18 protein-coding genes and 1 pseudogene are annotated in these 16,659 nt (G+C 72.0%); 9 read left to right on the top strand and 10 right to left on the bottom strand.

All coding sequences use genetic code 11. The annotated features are described in order from the left end of the window. The first annotated feature begins 48 nt into the window (after nt 1–48). Complete coding sequence (locus tag QMK24_RS03940; protein ID WP_283463673.1) at nt 49–345, top strand: hypothetical protein; 297 nt, start codon at nt 49–51, stop codon at nt 343–345. 96 nt (nt 346–441) lie between these two features. On the opposite strand, the gene QMK24_RS03935 is transcribed toward QMK24_RS03940, so the two are convergent. The 5 genes from QMK24_RS03935 to QMK24_RS03915 are packed head-to-tail and all read right to left on the bottom strand — an operon-like array spanning nt 442 to nt 1,760. Beyond that, entirely contained in the window at nt 442–684 is a 243-nt protein-coding gene (locus QMK24_RS03935; protein ID WP_349307878.1) for an SET domain-containing protein-lysine N-methyltransferase, read from the bottom strand. Continuing rightward, the gene (locus QMK24_RS03930) at nt 681–1,085 is read right to left on the bottom strand and encodes a hypothetical protein (protein ID WP_283463670.1); all 405 of its coding nucleotides are present in this window, start codon (nt 1,083–1,085) and stop codon (nt 681–683) included. The genes QMK24_RS03935 and QMK24_RS03930 overlap by 4 nt, the downstream gene beginning before the upstream one ends. 53 nt (nt 1,086–1,138) lie before the next feature. Further along, nucleotides 1,139–1,363, bottom strand: coding sequence for a hypothetical protein (locus QMK24_RS03925; RefSeq protein ID WP_283463669.1), 225 nt, complete (start codon nt 1,361–1,363; stop codon nt 1,139–1,141). Beyond that, nucleotides 1,333–1,515 (bottom strand): hypothetical protein, encoded by a 183-nt coding sequence (locus tag QMK24_RS03920; RefSeq protein ID WP_283463668.1) that lies wholly within the window; start codon nt 1,513–1,515, stop codon nt 1,333–1,335. Before QMK24_RS03920 ends, QMK24_RS03925 begins: the two co-directional genes overlap by 31 nt. Beyond that, nucleotides 1,512–1,760 (bottom strand): hypothetical protein, encoded by a 249-nt coding sequence (locus QMK24_RS03915; RefSeq protein ID WP_283463667.1) that lies wholly within the window; start codon nt 1,758–1,760, stop codon nt 1,512–1,514. Before QMK24_RS03915 ends, QMK24_RS03920 begins: the two co-directional genes overlap by 4 nt. Before the next feature lie 83 nt (nt 1,761–1,843). Between QMK24_RS03915 and QMK24_RS03910 the strand changes: the two genes are divergently transcribed. Continuing rightward, the gene (locus tag QMK24_RS03910; protein WP_283463666.1) at nt 1,844–2,749 is read left to right on the top strand and encodes a phosphotransferase enzyme family protein; all 906 of its coding nucleotides are present in this window, start codon (nt 1,844–1,846) and stop codon (nt 2,747–2,749) included. A 113-nt stretch (nt 2,750–2,862) separates the two neighbouring features. On the opposite strand, the gene QMK24_RS03905 is transcribed toward QMK24_RS03910, so the two are convergent. After that, nucleotides 2,863–3,597 (bottom strand): 3'-5' exonuclease, encoded by a 735-nt coding sequence (locus QMK24_RS03905; RefSeq protein WP_283463665.1) that lies wholly within the window; start codon nt 3,595–3,597, stop codon nt 2,863–2,865. A 167-nt stretch (nt 3,598–3,764) separates the two neighbouring features. Then, a complete protein-coding gene (locus tag QMK24_RS03900; protein WP_283463863.1) occupies nt 3,765–5,006 on the bottom strand; it encodes an SAV2148 family HEPN domain-containing protein in 1,242 nt (413 codons plus the stop codon). Between the two features lie 293 nt (nt 5,007–5,299). Here QMK24_RS03900 and glgX point away from each other — a divergent pair, with 293 nt between their 5' ends. Next, nucleotides 5,300–7,420: a glycogen debranching protein GlgX gene (glgX, locus tag QMK24_RS03895; RefSeq protein ID WP_283463664.1), complete on the top strand. Its 2,121-nt coding sequence runs from the start codon at nt 5,300–5,302 to the stop codon at nt 7,418–7,420. Nucleotides 7,421–7,471: 51 nt separating this feature from the next. Beyond that, nucleotides 7,472–9,820, top strand: coding sequence for a malto-oligosyltrehalose synthase (gene treY / locus QMK24_RS03890; RefSeq protein ID WP_283463663.1), 2,349 nt, complete (start codon nt 7,472–7,474; stop codon nt 9,818–9,820). Nucleotides 9,821–9,866: 46 nt separating this feature from the next. Here the strand turns inward: treY and QMK24_RS03885 are convergent, their stop codons facing one another. Together QMK24_RS03885 and QMK24_RS03880 are read right to left on the bottom strand one after the other, a co-directional pair. Continuing rightward, a complete protein-coding gene (locus QMK24_RS03885) occupies nt 9,867–10,811 on the bottom strand; it encodes a LysR family transcriptional regulator (protein ID WP_283463662.1) in 945 nt (314 codons plus the stop codon). A 28-nt stretch (nt 10,812–10,839) separates the two neighbouring features. After that, nucleotides 10,840–10,962, bottom strand: a complete 123-nt coding sequence (locus tag QMK24_RS03880) for a hypothetical protein (protein WP_283463661.1) — start codon at nt 10,960–10,962, stop codon at nt 10,840–10,842. A gap of 252 nt (nt 10,963–11,214) precedes the next feature. Between QMK24_RS03880 and QMK24_RS03875 the strand changes: the two genes are divergently transcribed. Further along, nucleotides 11,215–12,147: a zinc-binding dehydrogenase gene (locus QMK24_RS03875; RefSeq protein ID WP_502962568.1), complete on the top strand. Its 933-nt coding sequence runs from the start codon at nt 11,215–11,217 to the stop codon at nt 12,145–12,147. A gap of 2 nt (nt 12,148–12,149) precedes the next feature. Beyond that, on the top strand, nt 12,150–13,592 hold the full coding sequence (locus tag QMK24_RS03870) for an MFS transporter (protein WP_502962569.1): 1,443 nt from the start codon (nt 12,150–12,152) through the stop codon (nt 13,590–13,592). 109 nt (nt 13,593–13,701) lie between these two features. Here the strand turns inward: QMK24_RS03870 and QMK24_RS03865 are convergent, their stop codons facing one another. Beyond that, on the bottom strand, nt 13,702–14,187 hold the full coding sequence (locus QMK24_RS03865; RefSeq protein ID WP_283463660.1) for a GNAT family N-acetyltransferase: 486 nt from the start codon (nt 14,185–14,187) through the stop codon (nt 13,702–13,704). Nucleotides 14,188–14,363: 176 nt separating this feature from the next. Here QMK24_RS03865 and QMK24_RS03860 point away from each other — a divergent pair. From QMK24_RS03860 to QMK24_RS03850, 3 genes and pseudogenes are all read left to right on the top strand, one after another. Then, nucleotides 14,364–14,557 (top strand): annotated as a pseudogene (locus QMK24_RS03860) (GNAT family N-acetyltransferase); the annotation flags it as partial. 160 nt (nt 14,558–14,717) lie between these two features. After that, on the top strand, nt 14,718–16,463 hold the full coding sequence (gene treZ, locus QMK24_RS03855) for a malto-oligosyltrehalose trehalohydrolase (RefSeq protein ID WP_283463659.1): 1,746 nt from the start codon (nt 14,718–14,720) through the stop codon (nt 16,461–16,463). Further along, on the top strand, nt 16,460–16,657 hold the full coding sequence (locus QMK24_RS03850; protein WP_283463882.1) for a hypothetical protein: 198 nt from the start codon (nt 16,460–16,462) through the stop codon (nt 16,655–16,657). The genes treZ and QMK24_RS03850 overlap by 4 nt, the downstream gene beginning before the upstream one ends. Nucleotides 16,658–16,659 lie beyond the last annotated feature (2 nt).

Raw genomic sequence — 16,659 nt, 5'->3', positions numbered from 1 at the left:
GATGGTCGACTGGGCCGGACCCTGTACCTTCCTGCAAAGGAGCTCAGCATGGCGATCGTCGCGATTTTCGAAATGCCGGGGATGACCCAGGCCCAGTACGAGCAGTCCGCGGACAAGGTGACCGGCGGGCGTGGCCCGGCCAAGAGCCTCGCCGACTGGCCGGTGCCCGGTCTCATCTCGCACACGTCCGCCCCCACTCCCAACGGCTGGTTCGTCGCCGACGTCTGGGAGTCCGAGGAGGCATTCCAGAAGTTCGGCGAGATCATCATTCCGATCCTGCGAGAGATCGGCGTCGCGGACGTGACGCCGAAGATCTACCCGGTGTTCAACGTGGTGACCCGCTAGGGCCGGTCCGGCGGATCATCGTGAGGCAGCCGCGTGATCCGTCGGAGTTGCCCCGGCGGCGCGGTCGGCGCGGGTCGGGAGTGGAGTCCGGGGCTGTCACTGCGGGAACCACAGCTCGTTCGTGCCGCCGTCGGTGTAGTCGACGGTGATCTCGCACCCTGCTGCGATGTCGTGGGCGGCGACGAATTCGACGACGCCCGCGGGGAAGTTCTTGTGGTACCGCGCCCGGGGCAGGGCGGAGTGGTTGTACAGGCTGCCGTAGCCCAGGGCGATCGCGGCTGCTCCGTCCATGGGAGACCGTTCGTCCAGGACACGGAAGGCAGAGCCGGTCGGGCTCACCCTTTGACGGCTCGGTAGAAGCAGTCGGGCTCGCCCAGCATCCCCAGATCGCCTCTCTCGGCGATCCTGGACCGGTGGTAGGGCGAGAGGTCGGCCGCGCTGCCGACATTGGTGAGCTCCAGCCCGGCGTCGGCGAACTGCTGGACCCGGAGCGCGTCGGGCACGATCAGCTTGCTGTAGGCGTGGGCCTCGACGACCACCTCGCCGGTTCGCGCGTCGCACACCTCCGCGGTGAACCGGAGGACCGACATCTCGGTGCCGGGTACGGGACTGTCCCTCTGGGTTCTCCAGTCGATCACCGAGATGTCCCCGTCATCGGCGTGGTAGATCTCCGGCCACTCGGTGGGGGCATCGTCCGCGCCCCTGAGGTAGCGGTCGCCGACGTAGTCGAAGACCAGCACACCGCCGGGGGCCAGGGCCGCCGCCAGCGACGCGATGAACGCCTGGTGCTCCCTCAGATCGGTGATGTCCCCAGGCTGTTCCCGCCGAGGAAGGCGAACTGCACACCGCCGCCGGGCAGGAACCGGTCACCGTGCCGGACATCGGCGCGATGGGCCGAAAGCTTGCTCCGCAACAGTTCGGGGACGTTCCGCGTCAGACCCGCCGTCAGACTGGCCTGCGACAGATCCACGACGGGGCGCCGCCGCATTACGCCTTGCCGGGTGGATACGGTGTCCACGGCAGGGCATCGCACCAGTAGCCGTCCTCTCGGGCCCAGCTCTTGACGACCTCGGCCGCGAGGTCGTGGCCGTACATCGCGAACGGGGCAGGTACCCGGGCCTGGAAGTGGGCGTGCGGCCCGCCCTCGCGGTACTCGATCAGGCAGCTCATGTCGTCGTTGAGACCGCTCGCGACCAGTGCCAGGCGTCCGGGAGCCCTTCGATCGGGGTGGCGCCCGGGAGCGCGGACACCGTGGACGTCAGGTCCATTGTTTGTCTCCTGGCCCCCGGGGCCAGCCGGTAGGACTTCTCCAACTTGCTCAGTTCATTGGGCAGATCACCGAACTGCTCCCGGTACGCGTCCCCCGCCAGACCCGCCCAGTCCTGAACCGCGTTGTCCCCGCTCAGCCCCCGCACCGACCGCAACGCCGACGAGACCGTTTCCGGGCAGGTGGGAGACTGTCGGTGATCACTCGAACGGGGAACGGCGGAGGGCAGTCGTGGGGAACTCAGGCACGGCCGGTACGGCGGGTGCGGTCGGCGCGGCGTTCACGGAGGAGCGGGCACGCACGATCCTCGCGGCGGCCACGGACGCCGCCGGCGGGGCGCGGTTGCTGGCGCTGGGCGAGAACGCGGTGTTCGCCGTGGGCGGCCTGGTCGTCAAGATCGGCCGCAGTGCCGAACTGCTGGAGCGCGCCGGGCTCGAGGTGCTGATCGCCGGCTGGCTGGCGGAGCACGGTGTGCCGGCCGTCCGGGCGGCCGAGCCGCGGGCGCGGCTGGTCGACGGACATCCCGTCACGTACTGGGATCAACTGCCCGAGCCGGTACGCCCCGCCGGGCCCGCCGACCTCGCCGCACTGCTGCGGCTCGTGCACGCCCTGCCGGAGCCGCCGGATTTTACGCTGCCGCCGCGCGACCTGCTGGGCGGGGTGGAGCGCTGGCTGCGGCTGGCGGGCGGGGCGATCGATCCGGCGGACGCCGCGTATCTGCGCGGCCGGCGGGACGGCTTCGCCTCGGCCGCGGCCGAGCTGACGCCGCGGCTGCCGCGCGGTCCGATCCACGGCGACGCGCTGCCCCGCAATGTCCAGGTCGGTCCGGACGGACCGGTGCTGGTGGACCTGGAGACCTTCTCCACCGATCTGCGCGAGCACGACCTGGTGGTGATGGCGCTCAGCCGGGACCGCTACGGGCCCGACCCGGCCGCCTATGACGCCTTCACGGCGGCGTACGGCTGGGACGTCCGCGAGTGGGACGGCTGCGCCGTGCTGCGCGGCGCGCGGGAGACGGCGAGCTGCGCCTGGGTCGCCCAGCACGCGCCCGCGAACCCGGCGGCCCTCGCGGAGTTCCGCCGCCGCGTGGCGTCCCTGCGGGACGGCGATCCAACGGTGCGCTGGTACCCGTTCTGAGCGGCGGCGCCCCCGGCGGCGCGTTGTCCTCAAGCGCTGGACGGGCTGATTTCAGCCCGTCCAGCGCTTGAGGACGGCGCGGCCGGAGGACGCGTACCCCCGTGAACCGCCGGTCACGGCGCACTGCGCTGACGGGGGAGCAGTCCGTCCAGCCGCAGCGGCCACGACGCGTCCACGACGGCCGCCGGGTCGCGGTCGCGGCGGAGCCACTTCTGGTAGCCGGTGGCCCAGTCGGTGTACCAGCGGATCTGTGAGCGGTGCAGATCCCAGAGGTCGGCTTCACCCGCCTCGGCGTACCGCGCGCCCAGCGCACAGGCGACCCGGACGGCGGCCAGGGCGTCGGCTCCCGCCTCGTGCGCGTCGTCGAGCACGACTCCGTACACCGCGCAGGCGGCCTCCAGATTGCGCTTGCCCTTGCGGTACTTGTCCAGCGCCCGGTCCATGACCAGCGGGTCAAGGACCGGTCCCACGGCCGGGCCGGGGGCTGCGCCCAGGACGGGCAGCTCATGGCGCAGCAGTTCGGCGGCGAGCAGGCTCAGGTCGAAGGGGGCGTTGTAGACGACGACCGGCACGCCGGCCGCCCAGTACTCACGCAGCGCGCGGGCGATCTCGGCGACGGCCGCCCGGGCGGGGCGGCCCTCGGCCACGGCCCGTTCGGTCGTTATGCCGTGGATCGCGGTCGCGCCCTCGGGAATGGGCATGCCGGGATCGACGAGCCACTCCCGGTGCCGTACCGGCTCACCGCCCTTGACCTCGGTGACAGCGGCCGTGACGATCCGCGCCTCGTGCGGGTCCGTCCCCGTCGTCTCCAGGTCGAAGCCGACCAGCAGCTCCCCATGCCATGCCATGCGCCTACCTCCCACTGGTCCCCCGTGTGCCCTGCCATCCTCTCGTGCACCACTGACAGTGGGCCCCCCGGGTCCGGGCGCACGGACCCGGACGCGGACCGGACGCGGACCGGACGCGGGCCGGACGCGGGCCGGTCAGCAGTGGGGCGGGGGTGCCGGGCGGAACGTCAGGAGACCGGGCGGGAGTCGGCCCAGACGCCTTCGAACTCCTCGCGGTAGACGTCGAAGAGCCCGCTGTGGTCGCCGCGCCGGTCGTCCTTGACGACCCGGCGCGAGGGACCGCGCAGCACCATCACCGGGACCTCCATACCGCGGGCCTTGCGCAGATAGGACTGGACGACCGCGAGGCCGTCGGCGCTGTCGCCGTCGACGAGGTACGCGGTGAAGCGCGGGGTCTCGTCGAAGACCCGGATCTCGAAGGCGGCGGGGTCGCGGAGCCGGGCCCGGACCCGGCGCATGTGCATGATGTTCATCTCGACGGAGCGGCTCAGCTCGCCGCGCCCGAGCCCCAGCTCGCGTTCGCGCCGCCGGACCGCGCTGCTGGCGGGGTTGAGGAAGAGCAGCCGGATGCGGCAGCCGGACTCCGCGAGGCGCATCAGCCGGCGGCCCGAGTAGTTCTGCACGAGGAGGTTCAGACCGATGCCTATCGCGTCCAGCCGGTGCGCGGCCCCGAAGAGGTCCTCGGCGGGCAGCTGGCGCTGGAGGCGGACCCGGTCGGAGTACACGCCGACGACATCGGCGTACCGGTCGGCGACCAGCTCCTCGACGACGTCGACCGGGAGCCGGTCGGCGGCGGCGTAGCCGGATCCTGAGCCGAGTATGTCCAGCAGCCGGGCGGCGGCCCGCTCGGCCTGGGCGAGGACGGTGCGGGACAGCGCGCGGTTGCGGGAGACGACGTGCCGGGCGACCTCGAGCTCGTCGAGGGCGAGTTCCAGGTCGCGGCGCTCGTCGAAGTAGGGCTCGAAGCAGGGCCAGTGCTGGACGACGAGTTCCCGCAGCTGCGGGAGGGTGAGGAAGCTGAGGATGTTGTCGTCGGCGGGGTCGAGCAGGAAGCCCTTGCGACGGCTGACCTCGCGGACGGCGGCGGCGCGCTGCACCCACTCATGGCCGGCCGGCCCCGCTGCGGCGACCACCCACTCCTCGCCGTGCACGGGCTCGTAGATCGGGCGCAGCACGGCGTTCACGACGGCGCGCAGACGCTGCTCGACGAGGTTGAGCCAGACGTATGCCCGCCCGGCGCGGCTGGCGCGGGTGCGCACCTCGGCCCAGGCGTCGGCGCCCCAGTCCAGTTCCGCTCCGATCTCCAGCGGCTGCGCGAGGGTGACCGCACCAGGCGTCCCATCGGCAGTGGCGCCGCTCTGGTCGCCCTGATCACCGCCATTGGGGAGCACCAGGCCTCCCGACGTCACCACGCCACCGCCTCCCTCCCCCGTCCACGATCAAGGAAGGCTACTGCCCACCGGGTGGCACCGCAGCCCTATCGACCCTACTTGACTACAACCTCACCGCGTCATCACCCTTACGGTTGCCGGACGTTGGGACGCGGGGTGACTTCCGGGGTGACGTACCGCACCTTTCCCGGGGGAAGATCTTCGCAATTGGCACTTTTGCCCACACATCTACGCGAGGATGCACTCTTGACAACGATGTGACCGGGCGAGCGACCTACCGTCATCCGGTCCCGGAGTGGAAGAGTCACCACATGCAAGTCTGGCCGGGTTCGGCATATCCCCTCGGCGCCACGTACGACGGCGCGGGCACCAACTTCGCACTGTTCTCCGAAGTCGCCGAACGGATCGAATTGTGCCTGCTGCACGACGACGGTTCCGAGACGGCCGTGGAGCTGCGGGAGGCCGACGCCTTCGTCCGGCACGCGTATCTGCCGGGTGTGATGCCGGGCCAGCGGTACGGCTTCCGGGTCCACGGCCCGTACGAGCCGAACCGCGGCCACCGCTGCAACTCGTCGAAGCTGCTGATGGACCCGTACGCGAAGGCGGTGAGCGGGTCGATCGACTGGGACGAGGCGGTGTACGGCTACCGCTTCGGCCAGCCGGAGTCCCGCAATGATCTGGACTCGGCGCCGCACACCATGACCTCGGTGGTGGTGAACCCGTACTTCGACTGGTCCAACGACCGGCCGCCACGGATCGACTACCACCGCATGGTGATCTACGAGGCCCATGTCAAGGGCCTGACGATGCTCCACCCCGAGCTGCCCGAGGAGATCCGCGGCACCTACGCGGCGCTCGCCCACCCGGCGGTCATCGGCCATCTGGTGGAGCTGGGCGTCACCACGCTGGAACTGATGCCGGTGCACCAGTTCGTGCTGGACCACCGGCTGGCGGACGCGGGGCTCAACAACTACTGGGGCTACAACACGATCGGCTTCTTCGCCCCGCACAACACGTACTCCTCGCTGGGCGACCGGGGGCAGCAGGTCCTGGAGTTCAAGACGGCGGTGCGCGCGCTGCACGCGGCCGGCATCGAGGTGATCCTGGACGTGGTCTACAACCACACCGCCGAGGGCAGCCATCTGGGGCCGACGCTGTCCTTCCGCGGCCTCGACAACGCCTCGTACTACCGGCTGGGCGACGACCAGCGCTACTACACGGACACCACCGGCACCGGCAATTCGCTGCTGATGCGCAGCCCGCACGTCCTTCAAATGATTATGGACTCGCTGCGCTACTGGGTCACCGAGATGCACGTGGACGGGTTCCGCTTCGACCTCGCGGCGACGCTGGCCCGGCAGTTCCACGAGGTGGACCGGCTGTCGTCCTTCTTCGACCTGGTGCAGCAGGACCCGGTGGTCAGCCAGGTCAAGCTGATCGCCGAGCCGTGGGACGTCGGCGAGGGCGGCTACCAGGTCGGCAACTTCCCGCCGCTGTGGGCCGAATGGAACGGCAAGTTCCGCGACACCGTCCGGGATCTGTGGCGCGGTGAGAACGCCACCCTCGCGGAGTTCGCCTCCCGGCTCACCGGCTCCTCCGACCTCTACCAGGACGACGGCCGCCGCCCGCTGGCCTCCATCAACTTTGTGACCTGCCACGACGGCTTCACCCTCAACGACCTGGTCTCGTACAACGACAAGCACAACGAGGCCAACGGCGAGGACAACCGCGACGGCGAGAGCCACAACCGCTCGTGGAACTGCGGTGAGGAGGGCCCGACCGACGATCCGGACATCCTGGCTCTGCGCGGCCGCCAGGTGCGCAACTTCATCGCCACCCTGATGCTCTCCCAGGGCGTGCCGATGCTCTCCCACGGCGACGAGTTCGGCCGCACCCAGCGCGGCAACAACAACGCGTACTGCCAGGACAACGAGCTGGCCTGGGTGCGCTGGCCGAAGGAGGACGAGCCCGGGGCGCAGCAGCTGCACGAGTTCATCCGCACCATGGTCTGGCTGCGCCGCGACCATCCGGTCTTCCGCCGCCGGCGCTTCTTCCACGGCCGGCCCGTGGAAGGCACCCATGACGAGCTCTCCGACATCGCCTGGTTCACCCCTGAGGGCGAGGAGATGGCCCAGCGGGACTGGCAGGCCGCGAACGCCAAGTCGCTGGTGGTCTTCCTCAACGGCAGCGCGATCTCCGAGCCGGGCGCGCGCGGCGAGCGCGTCTCCGACGACTCCTTCCTGCTGATGTTCAACGCGCAGGCCGAGGAGCTGGAGTTCGTGGTGCCGGTCAACCACGGCAAGGAGTGGCAGCTGGTGGTGGACACCGGCCGGCCCGAGGGGGTGGAGCCGGGCAGCGGGCAGAAGGTCAGGGCCGGTGACCGGCTCCGGCTCGCCGACCGGAGCCTGACGGTGCTGCAACGCCCGGCGTAATCACCGGGCCGATGTGATGGTAGGACCGCGCGGCGGGGTACGCACTCCTGCATGACCCCGCCGACGGCCGCCGTGCCGACAGCCCTTGTGCCGACAGCCACCTACCGGCTGCAGCTGCAACCGGACTTCACCTTCGCCGACGCCGAGGGTGTGGTGCCGCACCTCGCCGCGCTCGGTGTCTCCCATCTGCACCTGTCCCCGGTGCTCCAAGCCGCCCCCGGCTCCACCCACGGGTACGACGTGGTCGACCACACCCGGATCAGCGAGGAACTCGGCGGCGAGGCGGGGCTGAGGGCCCTGTCCCGCACCGCTCGCGCGCACGGACTCGGCCTCGTACTCGACACCGTGCCCAACCACATGGCGGTACCCGCCCCCGAACACCTCAGCCGACCGCTGTGGTCCGTGCTCCGCGAAGGGACCGGCTCCCGCTACGCCCGCTGGTTCGACATCGACTGGCAGGCGCTGGACGGGAAGCTCCTCATGCCGGTCCTGGGCGGCCCGCTCGGTGAGGTGCTCGGCGAGCTGCGCGTCGAGGACGACAAGACGCTCGGCGAACCGGTACTGCGCTACTACGATCACGCCTTCCCGCTGCGCCCCGGCACCGAGTCGCTCCCGCTGCGCGAACTGCTCGACGCCCAGTGGTACCGGCTCGCCCACTGGCGCGAAGCGCGCACCGACCTCAACTACCGGCGCTTCTTCACCATTTCCGACCTGATCGCGATCCGGGTCGAGGACCCGGAGGTGTTCGACGCCACCCACGCCAAGCTCCTGGAGCTGCTGCGCGACGGGGTCGCGGACGGCTTGCGCATCGACCATCCCGACGGCCTCGCCGACCCCGCCGGATATCTGCGCCGGCTCGCCGCCGCGACCGGCGGCCGCTGGACCGTCGTGGAGAAGATCCTCGGTCACGACGAGCAGCTGCCCGCCGGCTGGGCCTGCGCGGGCACCACCGGATACGACGCCCTGGACCGCGTCGACGGGCTGTTCACCGATCCGGGCGGGGTGGAGCGGATCACCGCCTGCTACGCCGACTTCACCGGCCAGGACGCCGACCGGGGCGGCGCGTGGGCGCCGACCGCCCGCCGCGCCTCGTACAAGATCGTGACGCAGGACCTGGCCGCCGAGGTGAGCCGGCTCGGGCGCACCGCCGCCCGCGCGCTCCCCGGCCACGATCCGGCCGTGCTGCGCCAGGCCATCCGCGAACTGCTGGTCCGGCTGCCGGTCTACCGCCCCTACGTCGTCCCCGGCGAGAGCGCGCCCGCCGAGGCCGTCGCCATGCTGGGGACCGCGGCCCGTGAGGCGGCGGTCCCGGGCGCGGAGGAGATCCGCGATCTCGCGCTGGGCGCGGACGCCGGCTTCGCGGTCCGCTTCGCCCAGGTCGCCTCCGCGCTGCACGCCAAGTCCGTCGAGGACACCGCCTTCTACCGCTGGTACCCGCTGCTGCCGCTCAACGAGGTCGGCCGCGACCCCGGCCACCCCACCACCGCTCCGGACGCGTTCCACGCCTTCTGCACCCGCCTCCAGCGCGACTGGCCCACCACCGGCACCGCCCTGTCCACCCACGACACCAAGCGCAGCGCAGACGTCCGGGCCCGGCTCGCCGCGGTCTCGGAGCAGCCGGCCCTGTGGCGCGCCTGGCTGCGCCGCGAATCGGACCACCTGCGCGCGTACTTCACCCGCGCCGGCATTCCGCTCGTCGACCGACACACCGAGTACCTGGCCTGGCAGTACGCGGTGGTCTACTGCAGCTACGGCGCCGAGGACGTGGTCGCCGCCACCATGCTCAAGTCCGAGCGCGAGGCGGGCCTGCGCACCAGCTGGACGGAACAGGACCCGGCTTACGAGAAGCGGCTCGACACCTTCACCCGTGAGCTGATCACCGGCCCCACCTACTACGCGACCGCCGACATCGCCCGCGCGATCGAGAGCCCGTCGCTGGTCAACCGGCTCGGCGCCACCCTGCTGCACCTCACCATGCCCGGCGTGCCCGATGTCTACCAGGGCGACGAGCACCCCCAGCTGCTCCTCGTCGATCCCGACAACCGCCGCCCCTATCGGCCCGCCGGCCGGCTGGACGGTCCGAAGGAGCTGGTGACCACCACGGCGCTGCGGCTGCGCCGCGAGCACCCAGGCTGGTTCGGAGCCGACGCCACGTACGAGCCCCTGTACGCGGCCGGCCCGGCCTCCGGGCACTGCGTCGCCTTCATCCGCACCGGCCGGTCGCTCACCGCCGTCACCCGTCTCCCGCACGGGCTGGAGCAGGCGGGCGGCTGGCGCGGCACCGAGCTCACCCTGCCGCCGGGCGACTGGGCCGACCGGCTGACCGGCGTGCACCACCGCGGCACCGTGGCCGTCGCGGACCTCTTCGCGGCGCACCCGGTGGCGCTGCTCACGTCGTAGCGATCAGGCATGAGCGGTCAGCGGGCTCCCCGGCCACCGGACGCCGTCAGAGGACGCCCCGGTCGGTGTCCGGGAGCCAGTGTCTGGCGGGGTCGTAGGCCAGCCAGTCGTGGGTGCTCGCGGCGCGGGCGAAGGCGTCGAGGAGGGGGCCGAGCGCCTGGTGGCGTTCACCGGCGCGCCAGACGACATGCCAGGCGTAGAGGGGCGTGGGGTCGACCACGGGGAGCTCCACCAGGCCCGTGCCCGGGGGGATCTCGACATCGGTGGGCAGCAGGGAGAAGTGCTCAGGACGGCCGCGGAGGTGGTCGAGGAAGGGTTCGAGGCCGAGGTTGATCCCGCCGAAGTCCCCCGGTATGCCGAAGCGTTCCACGAAGCTCCGGAGGAATTCGAGCTTCTCCATCGCGGCCGGGAACCACAGCCGGCTCGTCCGCAGGTCGTCCGGGCGCAGCGCGGAAGCTCCGGCGAGCGGGCTCTTCTCGCTCAGGACGGCCTTGACCGGGTCCAGGCACACCAGCCGGCGGGTGAGGGTCGCCGGCCACGGTTCGTCGAGGCCGTGGGTGCGGCCGAGGGCGAAGTCGATCTCTTCGCCCCGCAGTCCCGACAGCGCCGCCAGGAAACCGGGCCGCAGGCTCAGCTCGATGTCCAGGCCGGGCTCCTGCTCGACGACCGTCCGGATCGTCCGCAGCGGGATGAACATATGGCCCCAGACGCTCACCCGCAGCGGGCGTTCGCTGTGCCGGGCGGCCGCCACCGCCGCCTCCCCGGCCCGTACGACGTCCTGGGCGGGCCCGAGGAAGCGCTGCCCCGCCGGGGTGAGGCCGACGCTGTGTCCGGTGCGGTCGAAGAGCCGTACGCCGAGCGCGTCCTCGAGGCGGGCGATGCGCTTGGACAGCGCCTGCTGGCTGAGGAACAGTTCGGCGGCGGCCCGGCCGAAGTGCAACCGCTGCGCCGTGACGACGAAGGCCCGCACCGGTGCGAGATCGAGATCCACCGCTGCCGTTCCCCCGCTCACCTCCGGGTCATGCCTGCCGAGTCGGCAGCACGATCACCTGGCGCAGACTAACGTGCGCGGGCCGGCTGGCGACAAAGCCGATGATGTCGGCGATCTCATCGGCCGACAGCGTGCCGATCGCCTTGTACATACCCCCGAGCTGCCCGGCGATCCGGACCAGATCCTGGTCGCCTGCGCCGCGGTCCCGGGCTCCGCGACGGCCGAACGGCTGGCTCTGCTCACCAGCTGGACCATCGAGCGGGCCGCTGTCCGGCCCCCTGTAGTGCGCTGACAACCACCGGTTGTCGACCCCTCCAAAAGGCTGTTGGACGCACCCTCTGACCTGCGGCTTTCCTTGATCCCAGCGCGGCACACCCGCACCGGACCGGATCGAGGAACTGACGTGAAGGCACTGCTGCCCACCGGGCGTCCCGACGACATGGTCGTCCTGGGCGACACGGAGGAACCCCGGCCCGCGTCCGACGAGGCGCTCGTCAAGGTCGAGGCGTTCTCCGTCAACCGGGGCGAGGTCTTCCGGCTGTACAGCCCACAGCCCGGGCCGCGGCCCGACTGGCGGCCCGGCAAGGACATCGCGGGCCTGGTCGTCCAGGCTGCCGCGGACGGCTCGGGACCGCGGGCCGGGCAGCGGGTCGTCGGCCATCCGCCGGGCGGCGGCTGGGCCGAATACGCGGCCGTGGGCACCGACGCGCTCGCCGTCCTGCCGGACGGGGTCTCCTCGATCCGGGCCGCCGCCCTGCCGCTGGCCGGGCTGACGGCGCTGCGGCTGCTGCGCACCACCGGCTGTGTGTCCGGGCATCCGCTGCTGCTGACCGGCGCGTCCGGCGGCGTCGGCCACTACCTCACCGAACTGGCCATCGGGGCGGGCGCCGAGGTCACCGCCGTCACCGCGACGCCCGAACGCGGCAAGCGGCTCGCCGAGTTCGGAGCGACCGTCGTCCACGACCTGGCCGACGCCCGCGGGCCGTTCCACACGGTGCTGGAGTCGGTGGGCGGCGCGTCCACGGCGCGGGCGCTGTCGCTCCTGCGGCCGCGCGGCACGCTGATCTGGTTCGGCCAGGCGTCCCGCGAACCCGCTGAACTCAGCTTCTTCGAGTTCTTCAAGGGCCCCCGCTCCGGCACCGTCCGGCACTTCCACTACGAGCACTTCGACGAGGCGTTCGCCCCCGACCTGGCCGCCCTCGTCCGGCTGGTGGCCAACGACCGGCTGCACCCCGAGATCGGGCGCCTGTGCGGCTGGCAGGACACCGCCGCAACCCTCAACGACCTCCGCGACCGGCGGATCACCGGTAACGCCGTACTCACGATCGGACAGTAGTGATGACCACCCTCACGCAGTCGCCCGCCACCGAGGACGGGGCCTTCGCCGGCCCGGCCGGTGACGCCGGTGCCTCCCGGATGACCTCCCGCCAGCGCCTCGTCCTCCTGCTCCTGCTCGGCTCGCAGTTCATGCTCGCCGTCGACTTCTCCATCCTCAACGTTGCACTTCCCGACATCGGCCACGGCCTCGGATTCTCGATGGCGAATCTGCAGTGGATCGCCACCGCGATGATGCTGCCGGCCGCCGGATTCACCCTGCTCTTCGGCCGGCTCGCCGACCTCGCGGGACGCCGCCGGATGCTGCTGACCGGCATGGGCCTGCTCGCCGCCGGCTCACTGGCCGGCGGTCTGGCGACCAGCCCCGAGATGCTGCTCTGCGCCCGCGTCGCCCAGGGCCTGGCATCCGCGCTGGCAACCCCCGCCGCGCTCTCGCTGCTCACCACCTCGCTGCCCGAAGGGCCGCTGCGGGACAAGGCGCTGGGCCTCAACGGCACCCTCCTGTCGGCCGGATTCACCATCGGCGCGATCTTCGGCGGTGTCCTCACCGACCTGCTGAGCTGGCGCTGGGCCTTCTTCCTCAACGTGCCCGTCGCGCTGTTCATCCTCTGCGCCGCCCCCGCCGTGATCGAGGAGAGCCGCGGCGCCCGCTCCAAGCTCGACATCCCCGGCGCGATCACCGTCACCGGCGGGCTGCTCACCCTCGTCTACGGCGTCACCATGGCCGGCCAGCACGGCTGGACCGACCCCACCGCGCTCGGCTGCCTCGCCGCCGCCGCTCTGCTGCTCCTCGCCTTCTGGCGCATCGAGCTGCGCGCCGAGGCACCGCTCGCCCCGCTGGGAGTGCTGACCCGGCCCACCGTCAAGTGGGGCAACTTCGGCGGCCTGATCACCTTCACCATGGAGAGCTCGGTCATCTTCCTGCTGACCCTCTATATGCAGCAGGTGCTCGACTACTCGCCGCTCCAGACCGGCCTGGCCTTCTGCGGGATCGGCCTCGCCGCCTTCGCCGGAGGGCTGGCCGCCCCGCGTCTCATCGGCCGCTACGGCACCCGTACGGTCCTGTCCGGCGGCCTGCTCGTCCAGGCCCTGTCCACCGCCGCCTTCTTCTGGCTGGGCACCGGCGGCGGCAGCGCCCTCACTCTGCTCATCGCCGCCTCCGCGGCGGGCGCCTTCGGCCATATCTCGGCGATCGTCGGCTACATGGTCACCGCGACCTCGGGCCTCCCCGACGACGAACAGGGTCTGGCCACCGGACTCGCCTCGATGACCCAGCAGGTCGGCGTCACGATGGGCATCCCGGTCCTCAGCGCCGTCGCCACCGCCAGCACCGCCGCCACCGGCTCCGTCCTGAGCGGCGTCCACACCGCCCTCCTCCTCGACGCGGTGATCGTCCTGGCCGGCTCGGCCCTGGTCCTCGCCGGACTGCGCCGCCGCGTGCGGTAACCGGCACGCCTCAATCGCCGGACGGGCTGAAGTCAGCCCGTCCGGCGATTGAGGACGAACCGGCTGCCGGGCGGACCCGGCGAACCCATGCGGTCACCCCGGACAGGCTCTAGCCGCAGGCGCCCGGCACCCGCCAGGCGTAGCGCCGCTTCTCGCGCGAGGTGGCGCCGAGGCGGTCGTAGAAGCGGATGGCGCCCTTGTTCCAGACCGGGGTGTTCCACTGGACCTCCTCCAGACCGAGGGCCACCGCCTCGGCCGCGACCGCGTCGATCAGCATCCGGCCCAGGCCCAGGCCGCGGTGCTCGCCGTCGAGGAACAGACAGTCCATGTGCAGATACTCATGCCCGGACCAGGTCGCGAACTCGGGTGTGCAGGTGGCGTATCCGGCCAGGTCGCCGCCCGGCAGCTGCGCCACGAGGCAGATCAGCCGGGGCTCGGCGCGGTCGAAGAGCGCGTCGGCGAGCCGCTCGGCGAAGCCGGCGGCCGGCGGGTCGGCCTGCTCGTAGGCGGCATGGGCGATGGCGAGTTCCGCGACGCGCGGCAGGTCGGACCGGGTCGCATGCCGGACGACGGGTACTTCCTGGCTGTGGATCATGCCGCCAAAATAGTGCCTGGACAGGCGCGTCGAGACCCGGCTACGGTGTTCGAACGCCCTTGATCAACATGGAAGGAGGCGAGCGCGATGTTCACAACGAACCGTCCGCGCTCCCGTCCTGTCCACCGGGCGTCCCAGATCTGACCGGGAGCGCGTCACTCTCCCGAAGGATCTTCATGACTGACCTGGTCATCCGTCCGCTCGTCGCGGCGAAACACCTCTCTTCAACTCCCTCGCCGACTCCGGCCTCGTCGGCCGCGCCATCAGCGGCGGCACATACACCATGGTCGCCGACGGCGGCGAGTACCGGCCCGAATGGACCTGGATCGCCCTGCGGGACGGCATCGTCGTCGCCCGCGCCGCCTGGTGGGCTGAAATTCAGCCCGCCCGGCAGGTGAGGACGAGGACAGCGCGGCCGAAGGACGCGTAACCCGGTGAGCCGTGCGGTCCCGGCGCTAGGGTGCGGAAGGTCCGCGAAGGCCTGCGAAGGCCGGGACACGTCCGTGCCGGACCGCTCAGAGGAGCCGCCAGTGCAGTTCGAGGTGTGGGCGCCGGACGCGGCGCGCGCCGAGGTCGTGACCGAAGGCCGTACCCATCCCCTGGAGCCGGATCCGGACCGCGAGGGCTGGTGGCGCGCCGAGGCCCCGGCCGCACCCGGTGCCCGGTACGCCTACGTACTCGACGGCGGACCGCCGCTCCCCGACCCGCGTTCGCGCTGCCAGCCGGACGGCCCCGACGGAGCGAGCGCCGTACTCGACCACGCCGCCTTCGACTGGACGCGGCCCTGGAACGGCCGTCCGCTGCCGGGCGCGGTGCTCTACGAGCTGCACATCGGCACGTTCACCCGCGAGGGCACCTTCGAGGCCGCGATCGGCCGTCTCCCCCATCTAGCCGGACTGGGCGTCACCCATGTGGAGCTGATGCCGGTCTGCCCGTTCCCCGGCACCCACGGCTGGGGCTACGAGGGCGTGTCCCTGTGGGCCGTTCACGAGCCCTACGGGGGTCCCGACGGCCTCAAACGTTTCGTGGACGCGGCTCACGCGCACGGCCTCGGCGTCGTCCTGGACGTGGTCCACAACCACCTCGGGCCGTCCGGCAACCACCTCCCGGCGTTCGGCCCGTACTTCACCGACCGGCACCACACGCCGTGGGGCGACGCCGTCAATCTGGACGCCCCCGGCTCCGACGAGGTGCGCGCGTATCTGATCGGCAGCGCGCTGGCCTGGCTGCGCGACTACCGCCTCGACGGGCTGCGGCTGGACGCCGTCCACGCGCTCGTCGACACCCGAGCGCTGCAATTCCTGGAGGAGCTGTCGGCGGCGGTCGACACGCTGGCGGCCTCGCTCGGCCGCCCGCTCTTCCTGATCGCCGAGTCCGACCTCAACGACCCTCGCACCACCACCCCGCGCGAGGCCGGCGGCCTGGGCCTGACCGCCCAGTGGAACGACGACCTCCACCACGCCCTGCACACCGCACTGACCGGTGAATCACAGGGCTACTACGCCGACTTCGCCCGGGAACCGCTCGGCGCGCTCGCCAAGACGCTGACCCGCGTCTTCTTCCACGACGGCACCTACTCGTCCTTCCGCGGTCGCCGCCACGGCCGGCCGGTGGACCGCGCGACGACCCCGGCGCACCGCTTCCTCGGCTACTCCCAGACCCACGACCAGATCGGCAACCGCGCCACCGGCGACCGGCTCGCCCCCGGGCAGCTCGCCCTCGCCGCCGCGATCGTCCTCACCTCGCCGTTCACCCCCATGCTGTTCATGGGCGAGGAGTGGGGCGCGGGCACGCCCTGGCAGTTCTTCACCGACCACGAAGACCCGGAACTCGCCGCGGCCATCACCCGGGGCCGCCGCCGGGAGTTCGCCGGACACGGCTGGGCCGCCGAGGACATCCCCGACCCCCAGGACCCCGCCACCCGGCTGCGTTCCTGCCTCGACTGGGACGAGTCCTTCCGCGACCCGCACGCTCGGCTGCTCAGCTGGTACCGCGAACTGATCGCCCTGCGGCACGCCGAGCCGGAGCTGTCCGGCGGCGGCCCGGCGGCGCCCGGCGTCACCGCCACCGGGACCCTGCTCACCGTCCGCCGGGGCCGATTCCTCACCGCCGTGAACTTCTCCGACGCGCCGGCCGCCGTCCCGCTCGATCGCGGGTACGCTGCGCGCGCCGAGATCGCCGCGGCCTGGCTCCCCTGCGAGCCGCCGGGTCCGGCCGGCGTGCTGCACCTGCCCGCGCGCTCGGCCGCGATCCTGCGCAGTACGGTGGACGGGTGACCGAGTGCTACGCCGACCCCGGCGATCCCGAGCCGGCCCCCGCCGCTCCCTCCGCGCCCCTGGCGGCGGGCGAGCCGCGCGCCGACTGCGTGCTGTGCGGCAAGCCCACCGAATACCCGGCCACGCAGCCAGGCCTGACCATGTGCCCTGTCTGCGAATGGCAGGAAGCGCAGCGCACGGCCTGCTCGGGTTAGCG

Origin of the sequence: Streptomyces sp. PH10-H1, from assembly GCF_030063355.1 — a bacterium.
GTDB lineage: Bacteria > Actinomycetota > Actinomycetes > Streptomycetales > Streptomycetaceae > Actinacidiphila.
Note: the sequence above shows the minus strand (reverse complement) of the source record. Positions and strands in the feature narration are given on the sequence as shown.

Excerpts from the sequence above, each read along its gene's own strand:
- QMK24_RS03870 (WP_502962569.1), top strand. The coding sequence starts at position 12,150 with ATGACCACCCTCACGCAGTCGCCCGCCACCGAGGACGGGGCCTTCGCC.
- QMK24_RS03940 (WP_283463673.1), top strand. The coding sequence starts at position 49 with ATGGCGATCGTCGCGATTTTCGAAATGCCGGGGATGACCCAGGCCCAG.
- QMK24_RS03920 (WP_283463668.1), bottom strand. The coding sequence starts at position 1,515 with ATGAGCTGCCTGATCGAGTACCGCGAGGGCGGGCCGCACGCCCACTTC.
- QMK24_RS03880 (WP_283463661.1), bottom strand. The coding sequence starts at position 10,962 with ATGTACAAGGCGATCGGCACGCTGTCGGCCGATGAGATCGCCGACATC.
- treY (WP_283463663.1), top strand. The coding sequence starts at position 7,472 with ATGACCCCGCCGACGGCCGCCGTGCCGACAGCCCTTGTGCCGACAGCC.
- QMK24_RS03865 (WP_283463660.1), bottom strand. The coding sequence starts at position 14,187 with ATGATCCACAGCCAGGAAGTACCCGTCGTCCGGCATGCGACCCGGTCC.
- QMK24_RS03905 (WP_283463665.1), bottom strand. The coding sequence starts at position 3,597 with ATGGCATGGCATGGGGAGCTGCTGGTCGGCTTCGACCTGGAGACGACG.
- glgX (WP_283463664.1), top strand. The coding sequence starts at position 5,300 with ATGCAAGTCTGGCCGGGTTCGGCATATCCCCTCGGCGCCACGTACGAC.